This is a genomic window from Pseudorhodoplanes sp. (genome assembly GCF_035565855.1).
Classification (GTDB): domain Bacteria; phylum Pseudomonadota; class Alphaproteobacteria; order Rhizobiales; family Xanthobacteraceae; genus Pseudorhodoplanes.
This window is the reverse complement of the sequence record NZ_DATMRX010000164.1, coordinates 1-17,256: the sequence shown is the minus strand read 5'-3', so window position 1 is coordinate 17,256 and position 17,256 is coordinate 1. Positions and strand designations below refer to the sequence as shown.

The 17,256-nt window shown below is 64.8% G+C and carries 14 protein-coding genes and 1 pseudogene; 8 read left to right on the top strand and 7 right to left on the bottom strand.

All coding sequences use genetic code 11. The features are described from left to right. On the bottom strand, nucleotides 1-930 hold a 930-nt coding region (locus VN004_RS09105), incomplete at its 3' end, for a 4-hydroxyphenylacetate 3-hydroxylase N-terminal domain-containing protein (RefSeq protein WP_325609159.1). A 120-nt stretch (nucleotides 931-1,050) separates the two neighbouring features. Between VN004_RS09105 and VN004_RS09100 the strand changes: the two genes are divergently transcribed. Next, nucleotides 1,051-1,983, top strand: coding sequence for an AraC family transcriptional regulator (locus VN004_RS09100; protein ID WP_325609157.1), 933 nt, complete (start codon nucleotides 1,051-1,053; stop codon nucleotides 1,981-1,983). A gap of 198 nt (nucleotides 1,984-2,181) precedes the next feature. Here the strand turns inward: VN004_RS09100 and VN004_RS09095 are convergent, their stop codons facing one another. The 3 genes from VN004_RS09095 to VN004_RS09085 form a co-directional block, all read right to left on the bottom strand. Beyond that, nucleotides 2,182-2,742 (bottom strand): 3-hydroxyanthranilate 3,4-dioxygenase, encoded by a 561-nt coding sequence (locus VN004_RS09095; protein ID WP_325609155.1) that lies wholly within the window; start codon nucleotides 2,740-2,742, stop codon nucleotides 2,182-2,184. 13 nt (nucleotides 2,743-2,755) lie between these two features. Next, nucleotides 2,756-3,379 (bottom strand): carboxymuconolactone decarboxylase family protein, encoded by a 624-nt coding sequence (locus tag VN004_RS09090; RefSeq protein WP_325609153.1) that lies wholly within the window; start codon nucleotides 3,377-3,379, stop codon nucleotides 2,756-2,758. Between the two features lie 99 nt (nucleotides 3,380-3,478). Further along, on the bottom strand, nucleotides 3,479-4,396 hold the full coding sequence (locus tag VN004_RS09085; RefSeq protein ID WP_325609151.1) for a LysR family transcriptional regulator: 918 nt from the start codon (nucleotides 4,394-4,396) through the stop codon (nucleotides 3,479-3,481). Between the two features lie 92 nt (nucleotides 4,397-4,488). Here VN004_RS09085 and VN004_RS09080 point away from each other — a divergent pair, with 92 nt between their 5' ends. The 7 genes from VN004_RS09080 (at nucleotide 4,489) to VN004_RS09050 (ending at nucleotide 12,712) form a co-directional block, all read left to right on the top strand. Beyond that, a complete protein-coding gene (locus tag VN004_RS09080) occupies nucleotides 4,489-6,792 on the top strand; it encodes a xanthine dehydrogenase family protein molybdopterin-binding subunit (RefSeq protein WP_325609149.1) in 2,304 nt (767 codons plus the stop codon). After that, complete coding sequence (locus VN004_RS09075) at nucleotides 6,789-7,781, top strand: dihydrodipicolinate synthase family protein (RefSeq protein WP_325609147.1); 993 nt, start codon at nucleotides 6,789-6,791, stop codon at nucleotides 7,779-7,781. The genes VN004_RS09080 and VN004_RS09075 overlap by 4 nt, the downstream gene beginning before the upstream one ends. 297 nt (nucleotides 7,782-8,078) lie before the next feature. Then, entirely contained in the window at nucleotides 8,079-9,245 is a 1,167-nt protein-coding gene (locus VN004_RS09070; RefSeq protein WP_325609145.1) for an ABC transporter substrate-binding protein, read from the top strand. A gap of 91 nt (nucleotides 9,246-9,336) precedes the next feature. Then, nucleotides 9,337-10,251, top strand: a complete 915-nt coding sequence (locus VN004_RS09065; protein ID WP_325609143.1) for a branched-chain amino acid ABC transporter permease — start codon at nucleotides 9,337-9,339, stop codon at nucleotides 10,249-10,251. Further along, nucleotides 10,238-11,266, top strand: a complete 1,029-nt coding sequence (locus VN004_RS09060) for a branched-chain amino acid ABC transporter permease (protein ID WP_325609141.1) — start codon at nucleotides 10,238-10,240, stop codon at nucleotides 11,264-11,266. Before VN004_RS09065 ends, VN004_RS09060 begins: the two co-directional genes overlap by 14 nt. Continuing rightward, nucleotides 11,259-12,011 (top strand): ABC transporter ATP-binding protein, encoded by a 753-nt coding sequence (locus VN004_RS09055; RefSeq protein ID WP_325609139.1) that lies wholly within the window; start codon nucleotides 11,259-11,261, stop codon nucleotides 12,009-12,011. Before VN004_RS09060 ends, VN004_RS09055 begins: the two co-directional genes overlap by 8 nt. Next, nucleotides 12,011-12,712 carry an ABC transporter ATP-binding protein gene (locus VN004_RS09050; protein ID WP_325609161.1) on the top strand — a complete coding sequence of 234 codons (702 nt, stop codon included), beginning with the start codon at nucleotides 12,011-12,013 and terminating at the stop codon, nucleotides 12,710-12,712. Before VN004_RS09055 ends, VN004_RS09050 begins: the two co-directional genes overlap by 1 nt. 17 nt (nucleotides 12,713-12,729) lie before the next feature. On the opposite strand, the gene cysG is transcribed toward VN004_RS09050, so the two are convergent. The 3 genes and pseudogenes from cysG to VN004_RS09035 all read right to left on the bottom strand — a co-directional run. Continuing rightward, on the bottom strand, nucleotides 12,730-14,244 hold the full coding sequence (cysG, locus tag VN004_RS09045) for a siroheme synthase CysG (protein WP_325609137.1): 1,515 nt from the start codon (nucleotides 14,242-14,244) through the stop codon (nucleotides 12,730-12,732). Further along, entirely contained in the window at nucleotides 14,210-16,912 is a 2,703-nt protein-coding gene (locus VN004_RS09040; RefSeq protein ID WP_325609135.1) for a molybdopterin-dependent oxidoreductase, read from the bottom strand. Before VN004_RS09040 ends, cysG begins: the two co-directional genes overlap by 35 nt. A 121-nt stretch (nucleotides 16,913-17,033) precedes the next feature. Next, nucleotides 17,034-17,256 (bottom strand): annotated as a pseudogene (locus tag VN004_RS09035) (sulfite reductase subunit alpha); the annotation flags it as partial.

The following is a 17,256-nucleotide window of genomic DNA, read 5'->3' as shown; positions in this document are numbered from 1 at the left end:
CTGCGCGATGCGGCTGCACAATCCGACGAGGAATTGCATCTTCACGAGCAGCCGCACATTGGAATGATGGTTGCCGTAGGAATGCGCGGCGGTTTCGATATAGAGCCCGCGCGAGAGCGCCGGATCGTTGTGCACGAACACGCGCTCCCACGGCACCTTGACGTTGTCGAACATCACCATGGCGTCGGCTTCGTCAAAGCGATAGCTCAGCGGCGCTTCGAATTCCGACCGTGCGGCCGGGGCGAACGGCTTGCGCGACCAGAGCGACACGCCCTTTGCATTGCAAGGCACGGCGAAGGTCACCGATTCCGCTTTTGCTTCCGGCGACAGCGGCAGGATATTTCCGATCCAGATCTCGTCGGCGACGGCCGATCCGGTTGCGAGCATCTTCATGCCGGAAATGATGACGCCGTCGTCCTTTTCCGCGATCACGCGGCAGGCCGGGTTCGGCAAATTCTTTCGCTGGAAGAAGTCCGGGTCGCGCGAGGCCTGCGGCGAGACGATCGCGTGAGCGGCGAAAATGTCGTTGTCGCGCATGAACTTGTAGTAGTTGCGCACGTGGTCGGCGAAGGGACCGAACAGCTCCGGCCTGAGGTTCATGCCGGTGACGAAGCTCGCGATATAGTCCGGTGATCTGCCGAGCAAACCAAAGCTCGGCTCGGCGAGAATGCGATGCGCGGCCGAGCGTTTCGCAAGCTCTGCCTTGGTCTTCGCCTTCATGTAGTAGATCGAATGGCGATCGCCGTCCTCCTCGTAGGTGAGGGCGTCGCGCTGCGCCGGATCGCGCTTGAGGTCGTAGAATTCGGCAAAGGCGCGCGCGAGATTGCGGAAGGCGGGATGGGTGGTCACGTCCTCCACCTTCTCGCGTCCGATATAGACGGTGCGGCCGTCCCGCAGGCCTTCCAGATAGTCCCTTCCCGATTTGAGCATGTCATGCGGCTCCCGATTGCGGTTTGCGCCATGAGAGCAACGGGGTCGGTGCGCCGCTAGTCGAAAGGCGCATGACTTATCCGGATTCCGAAGGCATGATCCGTGCAAAGGACCGATGCCATGGCCTACGATATTCCACCTCTGCGCGAGCTCGACCGCTTCCTGCCTGCCACCCGGACGACGCGCCCCGACATTGCGCGCTCGCATCTGGCCGCGATCTTCGCGGATCACGAATTGCGCATGTCGGCGCGGCGTCTCGATTTCAGCCATCGCCAGGCGCGGCTGTGCGACACCTCGATCGGGATGCTGCGCTACGGCTCCGAGGTCGAGATCGTGGCGCCGGCGCTCGATTGCTACATGGCGCAGCTCACGCTGGACGGGGAGGTGGCGTTTCGCACCGATCGCTTCGAGATCGCGCTCAAGCCCGGCACGCTGTTCGTGATGAATCCTGGTCTTGGCTACCGGAAAATCTGGAGCCGCGATGCGCATCAGCTGATGATCAAGATTCCGCGCCAGCGGCTGCATGCCCATGCGGCGCGTGCGATCAGGTTTGCTCCCGTCGCCTCGCAGCGTGATGAAGGCGACGGACTTGTCGGCCTGATCGCGCATCTGTGCCGCGATCTCGCCAATGCACGCGGGCTGACGATGCAGGCCGGGCTTCGCCGCGAAATGGAAGACCTCCTGTTGTCCGCACTGGTTGCGACGCAGCGCTGCGAGGCGGATGACGAGGCGCCGGTCTATCTGCGCCGCGCGGAAGAGCATATCCGCGCGCATCCGCGCCGCAGCGTCGGGCTGGATGAACTCGTCGCGATCGCAGGCGTCGGCGAGCGCACCTTGCAGCAGGCGTTCCGGCGTTATCGCGGCTGTTCTCCGCTCGAATTGTCGCGCGACATAAGGCTCGACGCGGCCCGCGCCGCGCTCATTTCCGGCGAGGGGCACGTCACCGACGTTGCACTTGGCTTTGGCTTTGCGCATTTCGGACGCTTTTCGAAAGCCTATGCGGAGCGGTTTGGCGAGAAGCCCTCGGAGACCGTGAAGCGGGCGCGGCATTGACGGAGTATGCAGCTGGGCCGGCACCGGTGTGCTCCCTCTCCCCATTGGGGGAGAGGGCTGGGGTGAGGGGGCTTCAAGTGCCTCGATGATTACCTTCCCCCTCACCCGGTCGCCTCGCATCGCTCGGCGACCGACCTCTCCCCCGGAGGGAAGAGGTGAGCGGCGTTTGCGGCGCGATTGGCGCAAGGTGAAGCGCGGCTATCCCTTCGACGGGCGGCCCGGATTGATGTGCCCGCAGGCCTTGCAGCGCTGATTCTCCGGATCGCTGTAATAGGCGTCGAAGATCGGCGGCATGTCGCGTTCCAGGACCTCGATAGCGGCGGTCTTCTCGAACAGCACGTTGTTGCACTTCTCGCAGTACCAGCGATGGGTATCCATCATGCCGTTCTTGCGGATGCGCTCGACGATCAGTCCGACGGTGTCCGGGCCGCGCATCGGCGCGTGCGGCACGTTGGCAGGCAAGAGATAGATCGACCCTTCCGGCAGCACCACGTCGTGCGGCTTGCCTTCGTGCTGGATGCGGACCTTCACCGTGCCCTTGAGCTGGAAGAAGAATTCCTCGGTCGGATTGACGTGATAATCGGTGCGCGCATTCGGGCCGCCGACCACCGTGACCATGAAATCGTCCTCGCGGAAGATGGTCTTGGCGCCCGTCGGCGGCTTCAGCTTGTCCGGATTTTCGGCAATCCACTTCATCAGGTTGAACGAGGTGGGACCTGACGTCGGTTCTGTTGTCTGGGCAGCTGCTGCTTGTGCCATGGCGCGGCTCCTTCTAGGCGGCTTTGTTGGGTGAGCCGGGAACGTGATCGCTCGGATCCCATCCGGTCTTGTCGGCGAGCTCGAATTGCGCGGCCCAGTCGAGCGTGTGCTGGTCGAGGTCGGTATGCAGCGTGTCGTTGAAGCGGTTCTGCCAGCCGAACAGCGCAATCACCGCCGTCATCTCGACGATCTGCGGTGTCGTGTAGTGCTTCTTCACCCGCGCGAAGATTTCGTCGGTGACGGCGTTCGGCACCACCGACGCGCCGCGCGCATAATCGAAGGCGGCGCGCTCGGCGTCCGTGAAAAGCGGCGAGGTCTCATAGTCCCAGATTGCATTCAGCTTCTCGTCTGAAATCCCCCAGCGCGCGGCGCTTGAGATGTTGTGCGCCTGGCAGAATTGGCAGCCGGCGGTGCGGCTCGAGATATAGGCGATCAGAAAACGAAAGCCCCGGTCGAGCGTGCCTTCGTCGCGGATCACGGCCTTGGAGAGATCCATCAGCGCTGCGAGGATCGGCGGCCTGTGCGCGAGCTGCAAATAGCTGTTCGGAATATAGCCGTTCGACTTCTCGATGATGTCGAAGCGCTCCTTGAACTCCGGCGGCAAAGCGTTGCGGTCGGCGAGTTCGATGCGGGCCATGCGCGATCTCCGATACTTTTGCGGCATCTCAGCGCGCCCGCATTCATTCTGCAAGCTGACAAAATGTTATGGATTGATAATTGCGGAAAATAAGTGCCCTCAACGGGCCACCACCTTGGCGATGGCTGTCCGGGTCTGCTTGCGCAAGGTTCGCGCGAAGCTCTCCGCGGCGGGCGACAGCGAGCGGCCATCCGGATGGATCAGGTAGATGGCACGGCTGACCTGCGGTTCGACGAGAGGACGCGAGACCACGTCGCGTCCGCGCGCGAAGGACCAGACATAGGCCGGCAGTACGGCGGCGCCGAGACCGGCCTCGACCAGCATGATCGCGGTGGTCATCTGCGAGACTTCGTAAAGCGGCCTGCCGGCATCGTGCCCGCTCTGCGTCAGCGTGCGTTCGGTCAGCGTGCGGATCGAGGAATCGCGGGTCAGCATGATCAGCTTCTGGTCGTGCAGGTCGGTCCAGCGAACCCGGCGCTTTTTTGCAAGCGGCGAGGCGGGGGCGCAGAATACCGTCAGTGCATCCTGCGCCAGCATTTCACGCCGGATGCCGTCGGCGCGCTCGTCAAAGGTGCCGATGGCAAGATCGGCGGCGCCGGCGCGCAAGCGGTCGAGGATCTGGTCGTTGCGCGCATCGACGAGCCCGACATCGATGCCGGGGAAGGCGGCGTTGAAGTCGGCAATCGCCGACGGCACGATCATGGCTGCGAGGAGGGGCGGGGCCGCCACCACGACGCGGCCGCGCTTTTTTTCCGAGAGGTCGCGCGCCTCGCGCACCGCGCGCTCAAGATCTGCGAGCAGCTTGTCCGCCGATTGCAGAAATTCGCGACCCGCCCCGGTCAGTTCGACACGCCGTGTGGTGCGGTCGAACAGCCGCAGATTCAGTTCGCGTTCGAGTTCGCGGATCGACAGCGAGAGCGCGGGTTGTGCCACCTTCAGCCGCTCGGCGGCACGGGTGAATGAGCCGAATTCCGCGACGGTCTTGAAGGCCTGGATCTGCCGCAGGGTGATATTCATAATCTCGTTATATCAATAGATATGATAATGTCATCTTGCTCAATGAATGCGCGGGCCTGAGGATGCGGCCGGCGCCTAATCGGACAGCCGGCATGGGCCCTCGTTTGAGCATGGATTCCACACGCGACCAGGTTTTGCGGACACAATCGGTCGGGCAGCCGCTGCGCCGGTTCGAGGATGTCCGGCTGGTGACTGGCAAGGGCCGGTTTGTCGACGACCTGCGGCTGCCGGAAACTCTCTTCATGGAATTTGCGCGCAGCAATTACGCGCGCGGCCGGATCCTCAATCTCAATACGACGGATGCCGAGAATGTGCCGGGCGTGGTCGCGGTCCTGCGCGCGCCGGAGCCCGGTACGCTCGGCCATGCCGCGGTCAATTGCGTGCTTCCGGATATGCGGCTGCTGCCGTTTCCGGTATTCCCGGCCGCGGAAATCAACGCGGTCGGCCAGCCGATCGCGGCGGCGGTGGCGACGCGCGCTTCGATCGCGGCCGATGCCGCGGCGCTGATCGAGGCCGACATCGAGCCGGTGCTGCTCTGGGAGGATGAAGAACCGGTCTATCGGGCCGCGTGGAAGGCCGGCGATATCGCGCAGGCTTTCGCTAAAGCCGCCCATGTCGTGCGCATCACGATCGACCATGAGCGCCTCGCGCCGGCCGCGCTCGAGCCGCGCGCCGCCATGGCATTCTGGGACGAAGGTGCGCAGATGCTCAATGTCTGGCTCTCGACCCAGACGCCGCATCGCGCACGCAGCGATCTTTCGGCGATCCTGCAATTGTCCGAGAAAAAGATCCGGGTGATCGCGCCCGATGTCGGCGGTGCGTTCGGCGGCAAGGCCTCGCTTTATCCCGAAGACGCGGCGGTGGCGCTGGCCTCGCTCAAACTGAAGCGGCCGGTGAAATGGCGCGGTTCGCGGACCGAGGATTTTCTCGCCGCAACGCAAGGCCGGGGCGCAACGATCTCCGGCGAACTCGCGGTCGATCGCGACGGCACATTCCTCGGACTGCGGGCGAAACTCGACTATCCGCTCGGGCACTGGCTGCCCTACAGCGCGGCGGTGCCGGGCAAGAATGCAGCGCGGTGCCTGCCCGGACCGTATGTCTGCGGCAACGTGGATATCGTTCTCGAAGGCCGGCCGGAAAACACAGCGCCCGTGGGCATCTATCGCGGCGCCGGACGGCCGGAAGCGGCAATGCTGATGGAGCGGCTGGCAGACGAAGCCGCGCATGCGCTCGGCCTCGACCCGGCCGAGATTCGCCGCCGCAATCTCATTCCGGCCGATGCGTTTCCGTACCGCATGGCGACGGGCTCGGTGCTCGATTCAGGCGATTATCCGCGGCTTCTGGACATGGCCAGGGAAAGGGCCGGCTATGACGAGGCCGTGCGGCTCCTTAAAGAGCGCCGCGCCGAGGGCGAGGTCTGCGGCATCGGACTTGCGGTCTATACCGAGCCCTGCGGACAGGGCTGGGAGAGCGCGGAAGTCCGGCTCGATCCCGACGGGCGCATTGTCGCGGCGACGGGCTCGAGCGCACAGGGGCAGGGGCGGGAAACCGCCTATGCCCAGATCGTCGCCGATGTGCTGCGCACGCGCCCGGAGCGGATCGCGGTGGCCCATGGCGACACCGCGCTCTGTCCGGCCGGTATCGGCGCGCTGGCCAGCCGCTCGACGCCGATCGGGGGCAGTGCGCTCCTGCGGGCCGCCGAGCAATTCCGCGAAAAGGCAAGGCGCTGTGCGGCGCGTCTGTTGCAGGCCGACCCCGATCATCTCGCATTGACGGAAGCCGGTTTCGAGACGGCGGTGCCGGTGCACCGCGGCCTGACCTGGCGCGAGCTTGCGCGGATCGCCAAGGCCGACGCGCAGATCGCCGCCGAATTCGGCGAAGGCTTGCGGACGGTTAACGTCTACGAGGCCGAGGGCGAAGCGTGGTCGAGCGGCTGCGTGATCGCGCAGGTCACGATCGACGCCGAAACTGGCGTTCTTGCGATTGACCGTATCGTCTGGGTTGACGATGCCGGCGTGATCGTCAATCCCATGCTGGCGCAGGGCCAGATGATCGGCGGCCTCGCGCAGGGTGTCGGGGAAGCGACGCTGGAGCGCCTCGTCTATGACGAGGACGGGCAGCTCGTGACCGCATCGTTCATGGATTATGCTATACCCCGCGCGGCCCATATTCCCGAGCTTGTGCTTGGCAAGATCGAGACACCGAGCCCGTTCAACGTCATGGGCGCCAAGGGGATCGGTGAAGCCGGCTGCGTGGGCGTGCCGGCCGCGATCGTGAACGCGGCGGTTGATGCGTTGAAGCCGTTCGGGGTCACCCATCTCGACATGCCGCTGACCAGCGAGAAATTGTGGTCGGCGATGCGACACCGGCCAATGAAGGAAGGAACGAGGCGATGAAATACGGCAGGAAGGACGCGAAGGCCTATTCCCGCGAACACATGAAGGGCGTGTGGGCCGCGGCGCTGACGCCGTTCACGCCGGATTACAAGATCGACGAGAAGGGGCTGTCGTCGAACCTTGCGCATTGGCACAACGATCTCGGCATCGACGGCGTGTTCATCGCCGGTAAGCAGGGCGAGTTCTTCGCGATGTCGGTGGACGAGCGCAAGCGCAGCTTCGAGATCGCGGTCGATGCGGCGAAGAAGCACGGCTTTCAGACCATCATGTCCTGCTCCGACCAGAACATGGATGTGGTGATCGACCTTGCGAAACATGCCGAGGCGGTCGGTGCCGATTATATCGTCGTGCATGCGCCCGTGCTGCATTTCTTCAAGGCGCAGGACGAGACGCTGTACGAGTATTACAAATATATCGGCGAGCAGGTGAATATCGGGATCGCGATGTGGAGCCATCCCGATTCCGGCTACCTGATGAGCCCGGAACTCTGCGCGCGCATCGCCGAATTGCCGACCATCGTCGCGATCAAATATTCGGTGCCGCGGGACATGTACGCGAAGCTGACGCGGCTCGCGGGTGACAAGATCCTCGTCTCGACCGCTTCGGAAGAAGAATGGCTCGACAACATCCTGGAGCTGAACTGGCAGCTCTATCTTTGCTCAAATCCGCCCTATCTGTTCCAGACGGCGGCCGACAAGCGCATTCGCGAATACACCGATCTCGCCTTCAAGGGCGACGCCGCCGCAGCCCGCAAAGTGCGCGACAGCCTCAATCCGGTGCGCGAAGCCTTCAAGAAGACGCGGCCCGCCGAGAAGCCTCACGCGCATGCAAAATACTGGCAGTCGCTGCTCGGTCAGGCGGCAGGGCCGGTGCGTCGCCCGATGCTGGAACTGACGGAAGCCGAAAAGGCCAATGTTCGCGCGGCCCTTTCCGCCTCTGGCTTGAAACTTGCTAAAGAGGCGGACGGATTGAGGTCGTCTGCCGCGTGAGCGCCGGTTCGACTTGCGACTGATTGACGAGGTGCTGTGCGCAGTAGAGTGAAAGACGATCCATGTCCCGATTCCGTGTGACGATCGGGCGCGGCGGGCCTGCCGGGCGCAGGCCGCCTGGCGCAGACCGCTTGACGCGCAAGCCGGGACGGACACAATCGTTGCGAACAGACCATTTTCCGCCACCTGTGCTCGGACGATCGTGACAGCGGGAGAGGGCGACAGCTCGATCCCGGCGATGCGCAATCCCGTGAATGCTGTATGAGACGAAGTGACCAGAAGGAGGTACTTGTGAAAATGACCAAGCTTGGCGCCGGATTGGCGCTATCCGCGCTGCTCGCGACGGGTGCCGCCGCGCAGCAGCCGGTCAAGATCGGTTTCATCACCACGCTGTCCGGACCCGGCGGCTATATCGGCGCGGACTCGCGCGACGCATTCAACCTCGCGGTTGAAATGGAAGGCGGCAAGCTCGGCGGCGTTCCGGTGCAGGTGGTCGTGGAAGACGACGGCCTGAAGCCCGGCCAGGGCAAGCAGATCGCCGACCGCATGCTGAAGACGGACGGCATCAAGCTGTTCACCGGCATCATCTTCTCGAACGTGCTCGGCGCCACCGCGCCTGACATCCTCGATGCCGGCGGCATCTATGTCAGCAACAATGCGGGTCCGTCGAATTTCGCGGGCAAGGACTGCCACAAGAACTATTACGTCGTGTCGTGGCAGAACGACACGCTGCACGAAAGTGCCGGGCAGAACGCCACCAATCTCGGCTACAAGAAGGCGTTCATTCTCGCGCCGAACTATCCGGCCGGTAAGGACGCGCTCGCCGGCTTCAAGCGCTTCTTCAAGGGCGACATCGTCGGCGAGGTCTATACGCGCCTCGATCAGACCGACTTCGCCCCCGAAATGGCGCAGATCCGCGCCGCCAAGCCCGACATGGTGTTCCACTTCCATCCGGGCGGTCTCGGCATCACCTTCGCGCGCCAGTATCAGCAGGCCGGCCTGCTCGGCGCGATCCCGCTGGTCGTCGCGGCTCCCTCGGTCGACTCCAATATCGTGAAGGCGCTGGGCGACGCGGCCATCGGCACCAACGGCACCACCCACTGGAACACGGACTTCGACAATCCGGCCAACAAGAAGTTCATGGAGGCCTGGTCGAAGAAATATCCCGGCCGTCTGCCGACCTATTATGCCGGCCAGGCTTATGACACCGCGCTCGCGATCGGCGCGGCACTCAAGGCCGTCAACGGCGACCTGAAGGATACCGAGAAGTTCCGTCAGGCTATGCTGAAGGCGGACTTCCAGGCCGTGCGCGGACCGTTCAAGTTCGGCCCGAACCAGCACCCGGTCCAGGACTGGGTTGCGACCCGTGTCGAGAAGGGCCCGGATGGCGCTCCGGTCATCAAGACGATCGGCAAGGTGTTCACCGACAAGGGTGACGTCTATTCCAAGGACTGCAAGCTCTAAGCTTGAGATACGCATCCGGGGGGCGTAAGCCTCCCGGATCTCCATGCATGAAAGGGCGTGAGGGAATCGCCGCTATGACGTGTAGCCCGCCATGACGCTGGCGCTTGAGCAGATTCTGAACGGGTTTCAGTTCGGCATCATGCTGTTCCTGATGGCGGCGGGACTGACGCTGATCTTCGGCATCATGAACGTCATCAACCTCGCCCATGGCTCGCTCTACATGATCGGCGCCTATGGCGCGGCGCTGGTTGCGGCGCGGACCGGCTCGTTTCTCCTCGCTGTGCCGGCCGGCCTGATCGCAGCCGCCCTGGCCGGCCTCGTGATCGAATTCCTGGTGATCCGCAAACTTTACGACCGCGACCATCTGCAGCAGGTGCTCGCGACCTTCGGGCTGATCCTGTTCATCAACGAAGGCACGACGATGCTGTTCGGCCGCACGCCGCTCTTCGTCGGCATGCCGGCTTTCCTGTCGGGCTCGGTGGAGATCATCCCCGGCATTCCCTATCCGACCTATCGCATTGCCATCATGGTGGTCGGGTTGCTCGTCGCCTTCGGGCTTTATCTTCTGGTCAACAAGACGCGGATCGGCATGCTGGTGCGCGCGGGCTCCACGCATCGCGAAATGGTGCGTGCGCTCGGCGTCGACATCCGGCTCCTCTACACGGTGGTGTTCGCGCTCGGTGCGCTGCTTGCCGGGCTTGCCGGCTTGATGGCGGGGCCGCTGCTCGCCGTGCAGGTCGGCATGGGCGAGCAGATCCTGATCCTGACTTTTGTCGTGGTGGTGATCGGCGGTCTCGGCTCGATCCGCGGCGCGTTCTATGGCGCGCTGATCGTCGGCCTCACCGACACGATCCTGCGCGCCTTCCTTCCGGGCTTCCTGAAGACCTTCATGAATGCGTCGGAAGCCGACGCCCTCGGCGCGGGGCTTTCGTCCATGGGCATCTATCTCGTCATGGCGCTGGTGCTCCTGATCCGGCCGCAGGGGCTGTTCCATGCTCAAGGTTGACGAGAAATACATCGCGCAGACCGACGCGTCGCCCCGGCGTAACTGGTGGGCGGTGGCCGGCGCGATCGTCTTTATCCTTTGCGCCGCGGCCTTCCCGGTCTTTGCCAAGGCCATCGGCGATCCGTCGCTGATCGGACTTGCAATCCGCATCACGATCTATGCGATCGCGGCTGCAAGCCTGAACCTGATCCTCGGCTATGGCGGCATGATCAGTTTCGGTCACGCGGCCTATTTCGGGATCGGCGGCTATGTCGTCGGCATCCTCTATCACCACTTCGCCGAGGGCGAGCCGTTTCTCGGCTTCATCCCCGGCACCAACCAGTTCCTGATCACGATACCGGCCGCGATCATCGTCAGCGGCATCGCCGCGCTCGTGCTCGGTGCGCTGTCGCTGCGAACGAGCGGCGTGCCTTTCATCATGATCACACTGGCCTTCGCGCAGATGCTGTTCTTCCTGTTCGTGTCGCTGAAGGCCTATGGCGGCGACGACGGGCTGATCGTGCGGCGGCGCAATGTGTTGTTCGATCTCGACATGCGCGACGACACCACCTTCTTTTATCTGATCCTCGCGATCGCCGTGGTCTACTTCATCGGCTTCGCGCGGCTGGTGCGCTCGCCATTCGGCCTGGTGCTCGGCGGCATCCGGCAGAGCGAGCGACGCATGGCCGCGATCGGCGTTTCCACCTATCGCTACAAGCTGACCGCGTTCGTCATCGCCGGCATGGGGGCGGGGCTCGCGGGTGCGCTGATGGCGAATTATTCGAAATTCGTCTCGCCCGACATGCTGCACTGGACCAAGTCCGGCGACCTGATGATCATGGTCATCATCGGCGGCACCGGCACGCTGCTCGGCCCGCTGCTCGGCGCCGCCGTGCTGATCGGCCTCGAAACCTTCCTGACGTCATGGACCGAGCACTGGAAATTCTTCCTCGGCCCGATCCTCATCGTCATCGTGCTGTTCTCGACCGGCGGGTTGACCTCGCTGTTCTCTGGCTGGAGCCGGAAACGTGAGTGAGCCGCTTCTCAAGGTCGACCGTCTGGTCAAGCGGTTCGGCGGTCTCGTCGCGACCAACAACCTGTCGCTCGAGGTGATTGAGGGCGAGTTGCACGCGCTCATCGGCCCGAATGGCGCCGGAAAGACCACGTTCATCTCCCAGATCGCCGGAGAGTTGCACCAGGATTCCGGCACCATCCGTTTCGACGGCACGGAGGTTTCGGAGTGGAAGACGCCGGCGCGCGTGCAACGCGGCCTCGCGCGCTCGTTCCAGATCACGCAATTGCTGCCGGATTACACGGCGCTCGACAATGTCGCGATCGCGGTCCAGGCGCGGCGCGGGCATTCGTTCCAGTTCTTCGTCGATGCGCGCAAGCGGGGCGACATTCGCAGCGAGGCACGCACCCATCTCGATCGCGTCGGGCTCGGTGATCGCGCGGGGATTGTCGTCTCCGAATTGTCGCATGGCGAGCAGAAGCAGCTCGAGCTTGCGATCGCGCTTGCGACGAAGCCGCGCATGTTGCTGCTCGATGAGCCGATGGCGGGCCTCGGCACCGCCGAATGCGCGCGCATGATCGACCTGCTCAAGGCATTGAAAACCGAGGTGACGATCCTTCTGGTCGAGCACGACATGGACGCCGTGTTCGCGCTCGCCGACCGCATTTCCGTGCTGGTCAACGGCGAGCGGATCGCGACCGGATCGGCGGACGACATCCGCGCCAACGAGGCCGTGCGGGTCGCCTATCTCGGCGAGGGCGACGCATGATGCTCAAGGTCGAGAATTTGCAGGCCCGCTACGGCCGCAGCCAGGTGCTGTTCGACATCGACCTGTCGGTCGGCGAAGGCGAAATCGTCACGCTGCTCGGCCGCAATGGCATGGGCAAGACCACGACGATCCGCTCGATCATGGGGCTGACGCCGCCGGCTGGCGGCAGCGTCGAGTTCTCGGGTGAATCGGTCGCCGGGCGCGCGCCGGAGGCAATCGCGCGGCGCGGCATCGGACTTGTCCCGGAGGGGCGGCAGGTGTTTCCGCTGCTGACGGTGTACGAAAATCTGGTCGCGACCTCGTCCAACCGGCTGAAGCGCGAGAATCCGTGGACGCTCGAGGAAGTCTTCAAGCTGTTCCCGCGCCTTGAGGAGCGGCGCAACCAGTTCGCCCGTACTCTGTCGGGCGGGGAGCAGCAGATGCTGGCCGTCGGCCGCGCCTTGATGACCAATCCGCAGCTCCTCATTCTCGACGAGGCGACTGAAGGGCTCGCGCCGGTGATCCGCGCCGAGATCTGGAATTGCATCGCGCTCCTGAAGTCGCGCGGCCAGTCGATCCTGATCGTCGACAAGAATCTCTCGGTGCTGAAGCGGCTCGCCGACCGCCATTACGTCATCGAGAAAGGCCGGACGGTGTGGCGCGGCACCAGCGCCGACATGGACCGCGATGCCGCCCTCGTGCATCGCTATGTGACGGTGTAGCGCGATCGGCGCACGGGTCATCTGACCCGGATTGAATCTCCATTCGTTCGTCCCCGCGAAAGCAAGGACCCAGAGTCTTGAGTCCCGCTTTCGCGGGAATGAATGGAGTCCATGGCCCCAGTGCAGACAGTGCCGATCATCACGACGGTAGGGCCGTCGGGAAGCGCCGCATCGGCGAGTTCGCCGACGGGCGCGGCAATTGTCTGCTCCTGCGGCCGCGTCGCGTTGCTGATCGCGAGCGCCGGCGTCGCGGGATCGAGCCCCGCGGCGAGCGCGCGCTCGACGAACAGGCGCAGCGTCTTCTTCGGCATGTAGATGACCGTCGTGGTGCTGTCGTCGGCAACGCTCTGCCAGTCGATATCCTGTGGCAACGCGCCGTTCTCGCCATGTCCGGTCAGGTACTGCACGCGCCGCGCGGCGCTGCGATGCGTGAGCGAAATCCCGAGCCGGCCCGCTGCGCCTTGCGCCGCGGTGACGCCCGGCACCACCTCGACGGCGATGCCCGCCGCACGGCAGGCGTCGATCTCCTCGCCGGCGCGTCCGAAGATCATCGGATCGCCGCCCTTCAGCCGCACCACGCGGCGGCCGCTCTTTGCGAGGCCGACCATCAGGCTGTTGATCTCGGATTGCTTGCAGGATGGGCCATGGCCGGTCTTGCCGACCAGCATGCGTTTGGCCTCGCGGCGCGCGAAATCGAGCACCTCGTTCGAAACGAGATCGTCGTAGAGGATCACATCGGCCGATTGCAGCGCGCGCACCGCACGCAGCGTCAGCAATTCCGGATCGCCGGGACCTGCGCCGACCAATGTCACCGAGCCTTGTTCGGCGGCCGGGGCCTCAGTACCGGTCTGCCGCAGCAGTGCCTCGAAATCGGCGCGCGAGGGTTCGCCGTTCGGATTTTGCAGGGCCGCGCGCGTGAAGACCTGCCAGAACAGCCTCCGGCCGTTGAAGGAGAGGCCGGATTGCTTCACCGCGCTGCGCCAGCTTCGCGCCGCGTCCGCCCATCGTGCGAAGCCTGCGGGCAGCATCGCTTCGATCCGCGACCGGATGGCCTGCGCGAAAACCGGCGCCGCACCGTCCGTCGAAATCGCGACGACAAGGGGCGAGCGGTTCACGATCGCCCCGAAGGAAAAGTCGCAATAATCCGGCTGGTCGATGACGTTGCAGGGCACGGACACAGCGCGCGCCGCGGCGTGGAATCGTTGCGCTTCCTCGGCGCTCTCGCATGCGCCGACAACGAGGGCGCAGCCTGCTATCGCGCCTTGATCCCATGGCAGGCGATGAAGCGTGACGGAGCCCGCAGGGGGAGCCGCCGCGACCTCGCACAATTCCCCGCATGGGTCTTCGGCGTAGACATCGACATTGGCGCCGGCGGCCGCGAGCAATTCGACCTTCCAGGCGGCGCCGACTGTGTTGCCGGCGACGAGGACGCGCTTGCCCGTAAGGCCGAAGAAGACCGGCAGGCGCGCCAGCGCCTGCATGCGCGGACTGGATCGTTCAACCGGCGAGCGCGGGCTGGCTGTGTCGGTCATGGGCCACAATCCTTTTCAGTTCGGGCAGGCAGGAGCCGCAATTCGTTCCGGCGCGCAGCACCGCGCCGATGCCAGCGATATCGGTTGCGGCGCGCGATGCGAGCGCTTCGCGGATGGCGTTCAGTCCGACGCCGAAACAGGCGCAGACAACGGGGCCCGCATCGGCGAGGCCTTCGGCCGAGCGGCCGGAGAGGAGGAGACGGCGCTGGCTTTCGCCAAGGCATTCGGCAGCGAGCAAGGCTTTCACCGTCGTCCATTGCGGGCGTTGCGCGGCCTGGCCGACGAACAGACAAAACGAAAGCCGGCCTTCCGTGAAAGCCGCCGCCCTGTAGGTGTCGCGCGGCGCATCGACATATTCCGAGAGCGCGACCCCGTCTCCGGCTTGCGCCCCGACACAGGCGCGCCAGCTTTCCGTGCTGTCGTTGCTCGCGAAGAGATAACCGAAGCCGCCTTCGGTGCAGGAGCGCGCCCACCATGTTTCCTTCGGCAGGACGAGCGGACGCCGGGTCAGCAGGAATCCGGCGAAACGATAATCGACCCGCGCAAGGGCGGCCGGTGTGGCTTTCGATTCCGGCTGCCCGGAGATCGGGTCGGTCGCCGAATTGACCATATCGCCGACGCGGGCCGAGGACGCGTTGGCGGCACTCCAATGGATCGGGGCGAACAGCGAGCCGCGGCGTTGTCCCTCGCTCAACCGCACGCGCAGCACGCACGCGCCGAACGGCGTCGTCACCCGTGCGAAATCGCCATCGTTAAGTCCCGCGCGTTCCGCATCGCGCGGATGGATCTCCACAAAAGGCTCGGGCAGATGCGAGGCGAGCCGTGCGCTGAGGCCGCTCCGCGTCATCGTATGCCACTGGTCGCGGATGCGGCCGGTATTCAGCGTGAAGGGCCAGGTCGCGTCGGTGCGATAGCGCGGGGCGGGCGGCTCCGGCGCAACGAAACGCGCCTTGCGATCCGGTGTGAAGAATCCGCCTTCTGCAAAGAACCGGGTCTCTTTCGCTTTGCCGGCCAGAGCCTGCGGCCACTGAAACGGCGCGAGCTGATCGAACGACTTCTGATCGAACGTCGCGTAAGCACCAATGTCGAAATCGCGCGTGCCGTCATTCTCGAATGCGGAGAGAGCGGCATGCTCGCGGAAAATGTCCGCGGCGCACGAATAGGGGAAGGCCGCGGCAAAGCCGAGCCGGCGCGCGACCTCGGTGACGATCCACCAATCCGGCTTTGCCTCGCCGGGCAGCGGCAGGAATGAGCGCTGCCGCGAGATCCGCCGCTCGGAATTCGTCACCGTGCCGCTTTTCTCGCCCCAGGCGGCGGCCGGCAGGAGGATGTGCGGACCGGCCGCGATGGTGTCGGTCGCCATCACGTTGTCGGACACGACGAAGAGTTCGAGCTTTTCGAGCGCCGCGCGCATGCGGCTCGCGTTGGGCAGCGAGACCACCGGGTTGGTGGCCATCACCCACAGCGCCTTGATCTCGCCGCGTGCGATCGCTTCGAACATCTGCACGGCCTTGTGGCCTTCGCGCTGCGCCATGTTCGGCGCTTGCCAGAACCGGCCGACCCGATCGATGTCGGCGGGCGAAAAATTCATATGCGCCGCAAGCTGGTTGGCGAGCCCGCCGATTTCGCGGCCGCCCATCGCGTTCGGCTGACCGGTGAGCGAGAACGGCCCTGTGCCGGGCTTGCCGATCCGACCCGTCGCAAGGTGGCAATTGACGATCGCATTGACCTTGTCGGTGCCCTGCGCCGACTGGTTGACGCCCTGCGAATAGCAGGTGACGACGCGCTGCGTTGCGCGGAACAGATCGAAGAAATGCGCAATGTCAGACCGCGCAAGCCCTGTCGCCGCGGCGACCGCATCCAGATCCGGCGCGATGGCGCGGCAGCGCGCAAGCGCATCTGCAAAGCCGGACGTGTGCGCATCGATATAGGTCTCGTCGAGCGCATCGCGATCCGCAAGATGCGCCAGCAATCCGGCGAACAGCACCGTATCGGTGCCCGGCACGATCGGCAGGAACAGGTCGGCCTCGTCCGCGGTGACGGTGCGGCGTGGATCGATCACCACGATCTTCGCGCCACGCTCGCGCTTGTTCGTCATCATGCGCTGGAACAGCACCGGGTGGCACCAGGCGGCGTTCGAGCCGACGAGGACGAGAAGATCGGCCTCATCGAGATCGGCATAGCAGCCCGGCACCGTATCGGCGCCGAAGGCGCGCCTGTGACCGGCGACCGACGACGCCATGCAGAGCCGCGAATTGGTATCGACATTGGCGGTGCCGATGAATCCCTTCATCAGCTTGTTGGCGACGTAGTAATCCTCGTTCAGCAGCTGCCCGGAGAGATAAAAGGCGACCGCATCGGGGCCGTCGCGTTCGATGATACGGCGCAAGCTCTCGGCGACCTGATCGAGTGCGGTCTCCCAGCTGGTGCGTGCGTAGGCGCCGTCAGGCTGGCGCAGCATGGGATGGAGGAGGCGCGTGTCGAGTGCGAGCGTCTCGCCGAGCGCCGAGCCTTTCGAGCAAAGGCGCCCGAAATTCGCCGGATGATCCGGATCGCCCGAGATCATCGCGCCGCCGCATCCGTCCGGCGAGGCGAGCACGCCGCAGCCGACGCCGCAATAGGGACAGGTGGTGCGGACGACCGGCGGGATGCTGGAAGGCGCGTTCATCTCGGGCGTCCCTGAGAGACGCGCTCTCCATGTCCGCTCTTTCCCGCGCAAGCGGGAATCCAGTCTTCCTGATTCTGGGTCCTCGCTTTCGCGGGGACGACCGGATGGGGAGCACCCACCATCAATACACGTCCTGCTGATAGCGGCCGCGCTTCTTCAGCTCCGCGACAAAGGCGATGGCTTCGTCGGTCGAGCGTGCGCCATGCTGCGCGACGATCTCGACAAGCGCGCGCTCGACATCCTTCGCCATCCGCTTGGCGTCGCCGCACACATAGACATGAGCGCCGTCGGCGAGCCATGACCAGAGATCGCGGCCGACCTCGCGCATGCGGTCCTGCACGTAG

Excerpts from the sequence above, each read along its gene's own strand:
- VN004_RS09040 (WP_325609135.1), bottom strand. The coding sequence starts at position 16,912 with ATGAACGCGCCTTCCAGCATCCCGCCGGTCGTCCGCACCACCTGTCCC.
- VN004_RS09065 (WP_325609143.1), top strand. The coding sequence starts at position 9,337 with ATGACGCTGGCGCTTGAGCAGATTCTGAACGGGTTTCAGTTCGGCATC.
- cysG (WP_325609137.1), bottom strand. The coding sequence starts at position 14,244 with ATGACCGACACAGCCAGCCCGCGCTCGCCGGTTGAACGATCCAGTCCG.
- VN004_RS09070 (WP_325609145.1), top strand. The coding sequence starts at position 8,079 with ATGACCAAGCTTGGCGCCGGATTGGCGCTATCCGCGCTGCTCGCGACG.
- VN004_RS09090 (WP_325609153.1), bottom strand. The coding sequence starts at position 3,379 with ATGGCCCGCATCGAACTCGCCGACCGCAACGCTTTGCCGCCGGAGTTC.
- VN004_RS09075 (WP_325609147.1), top strand. The coding sequence starts at position 6,789 with ATGAAATACGGCAGGAAGGACGCGAAGGCCTATTCCCGCGAACACATG.
- VN004_RS09100 (WP_325609157.1), top strand. The coding sequence starts at position 1,051 with ATGGCCTACGATATTCCACCTCTGCGCGAGCTCGACCGCTTCCTGCCT.
- VN004_RS09085 (WP_325609151.1), bottom strand. The coding sequence starts at position 4,396 with ATGAATATCACCCTGCGGCAGATCCAGGCCTTCAAGACCGTCGCGGAA.
- VN004_RS09050 (WP_325609161.1), top strand. The coding sequence starts at position 12,011 with ATGCTCAAGGTCGAGAATTTGCAGGCCCGCTACGGCCGCAGCCAGGTG.
- VN004_RS09095 (WP_325609155.1), bottom strand. The coding sequence starts at position 2,742 with ATGGCACAAGCAGCAGCTGCCCAGACAACAGAACCGACGTCAGGTCCC.
- VN004_RS09080 (WP_325609149.1), top strand. The coding sequence starts at position 4,489 with ATGGGCCCTCGTTTGAGCATGGATTCCACACGCGACCAGGTTTTGCGG.
- VN004_RS09060 (WP_325609141.1), top strand. The coding sequence starts at position 10,238 with ATGCTCAAGGTTGACGAGAAATACATCGCGCAGACCGACGCGTCGCCC.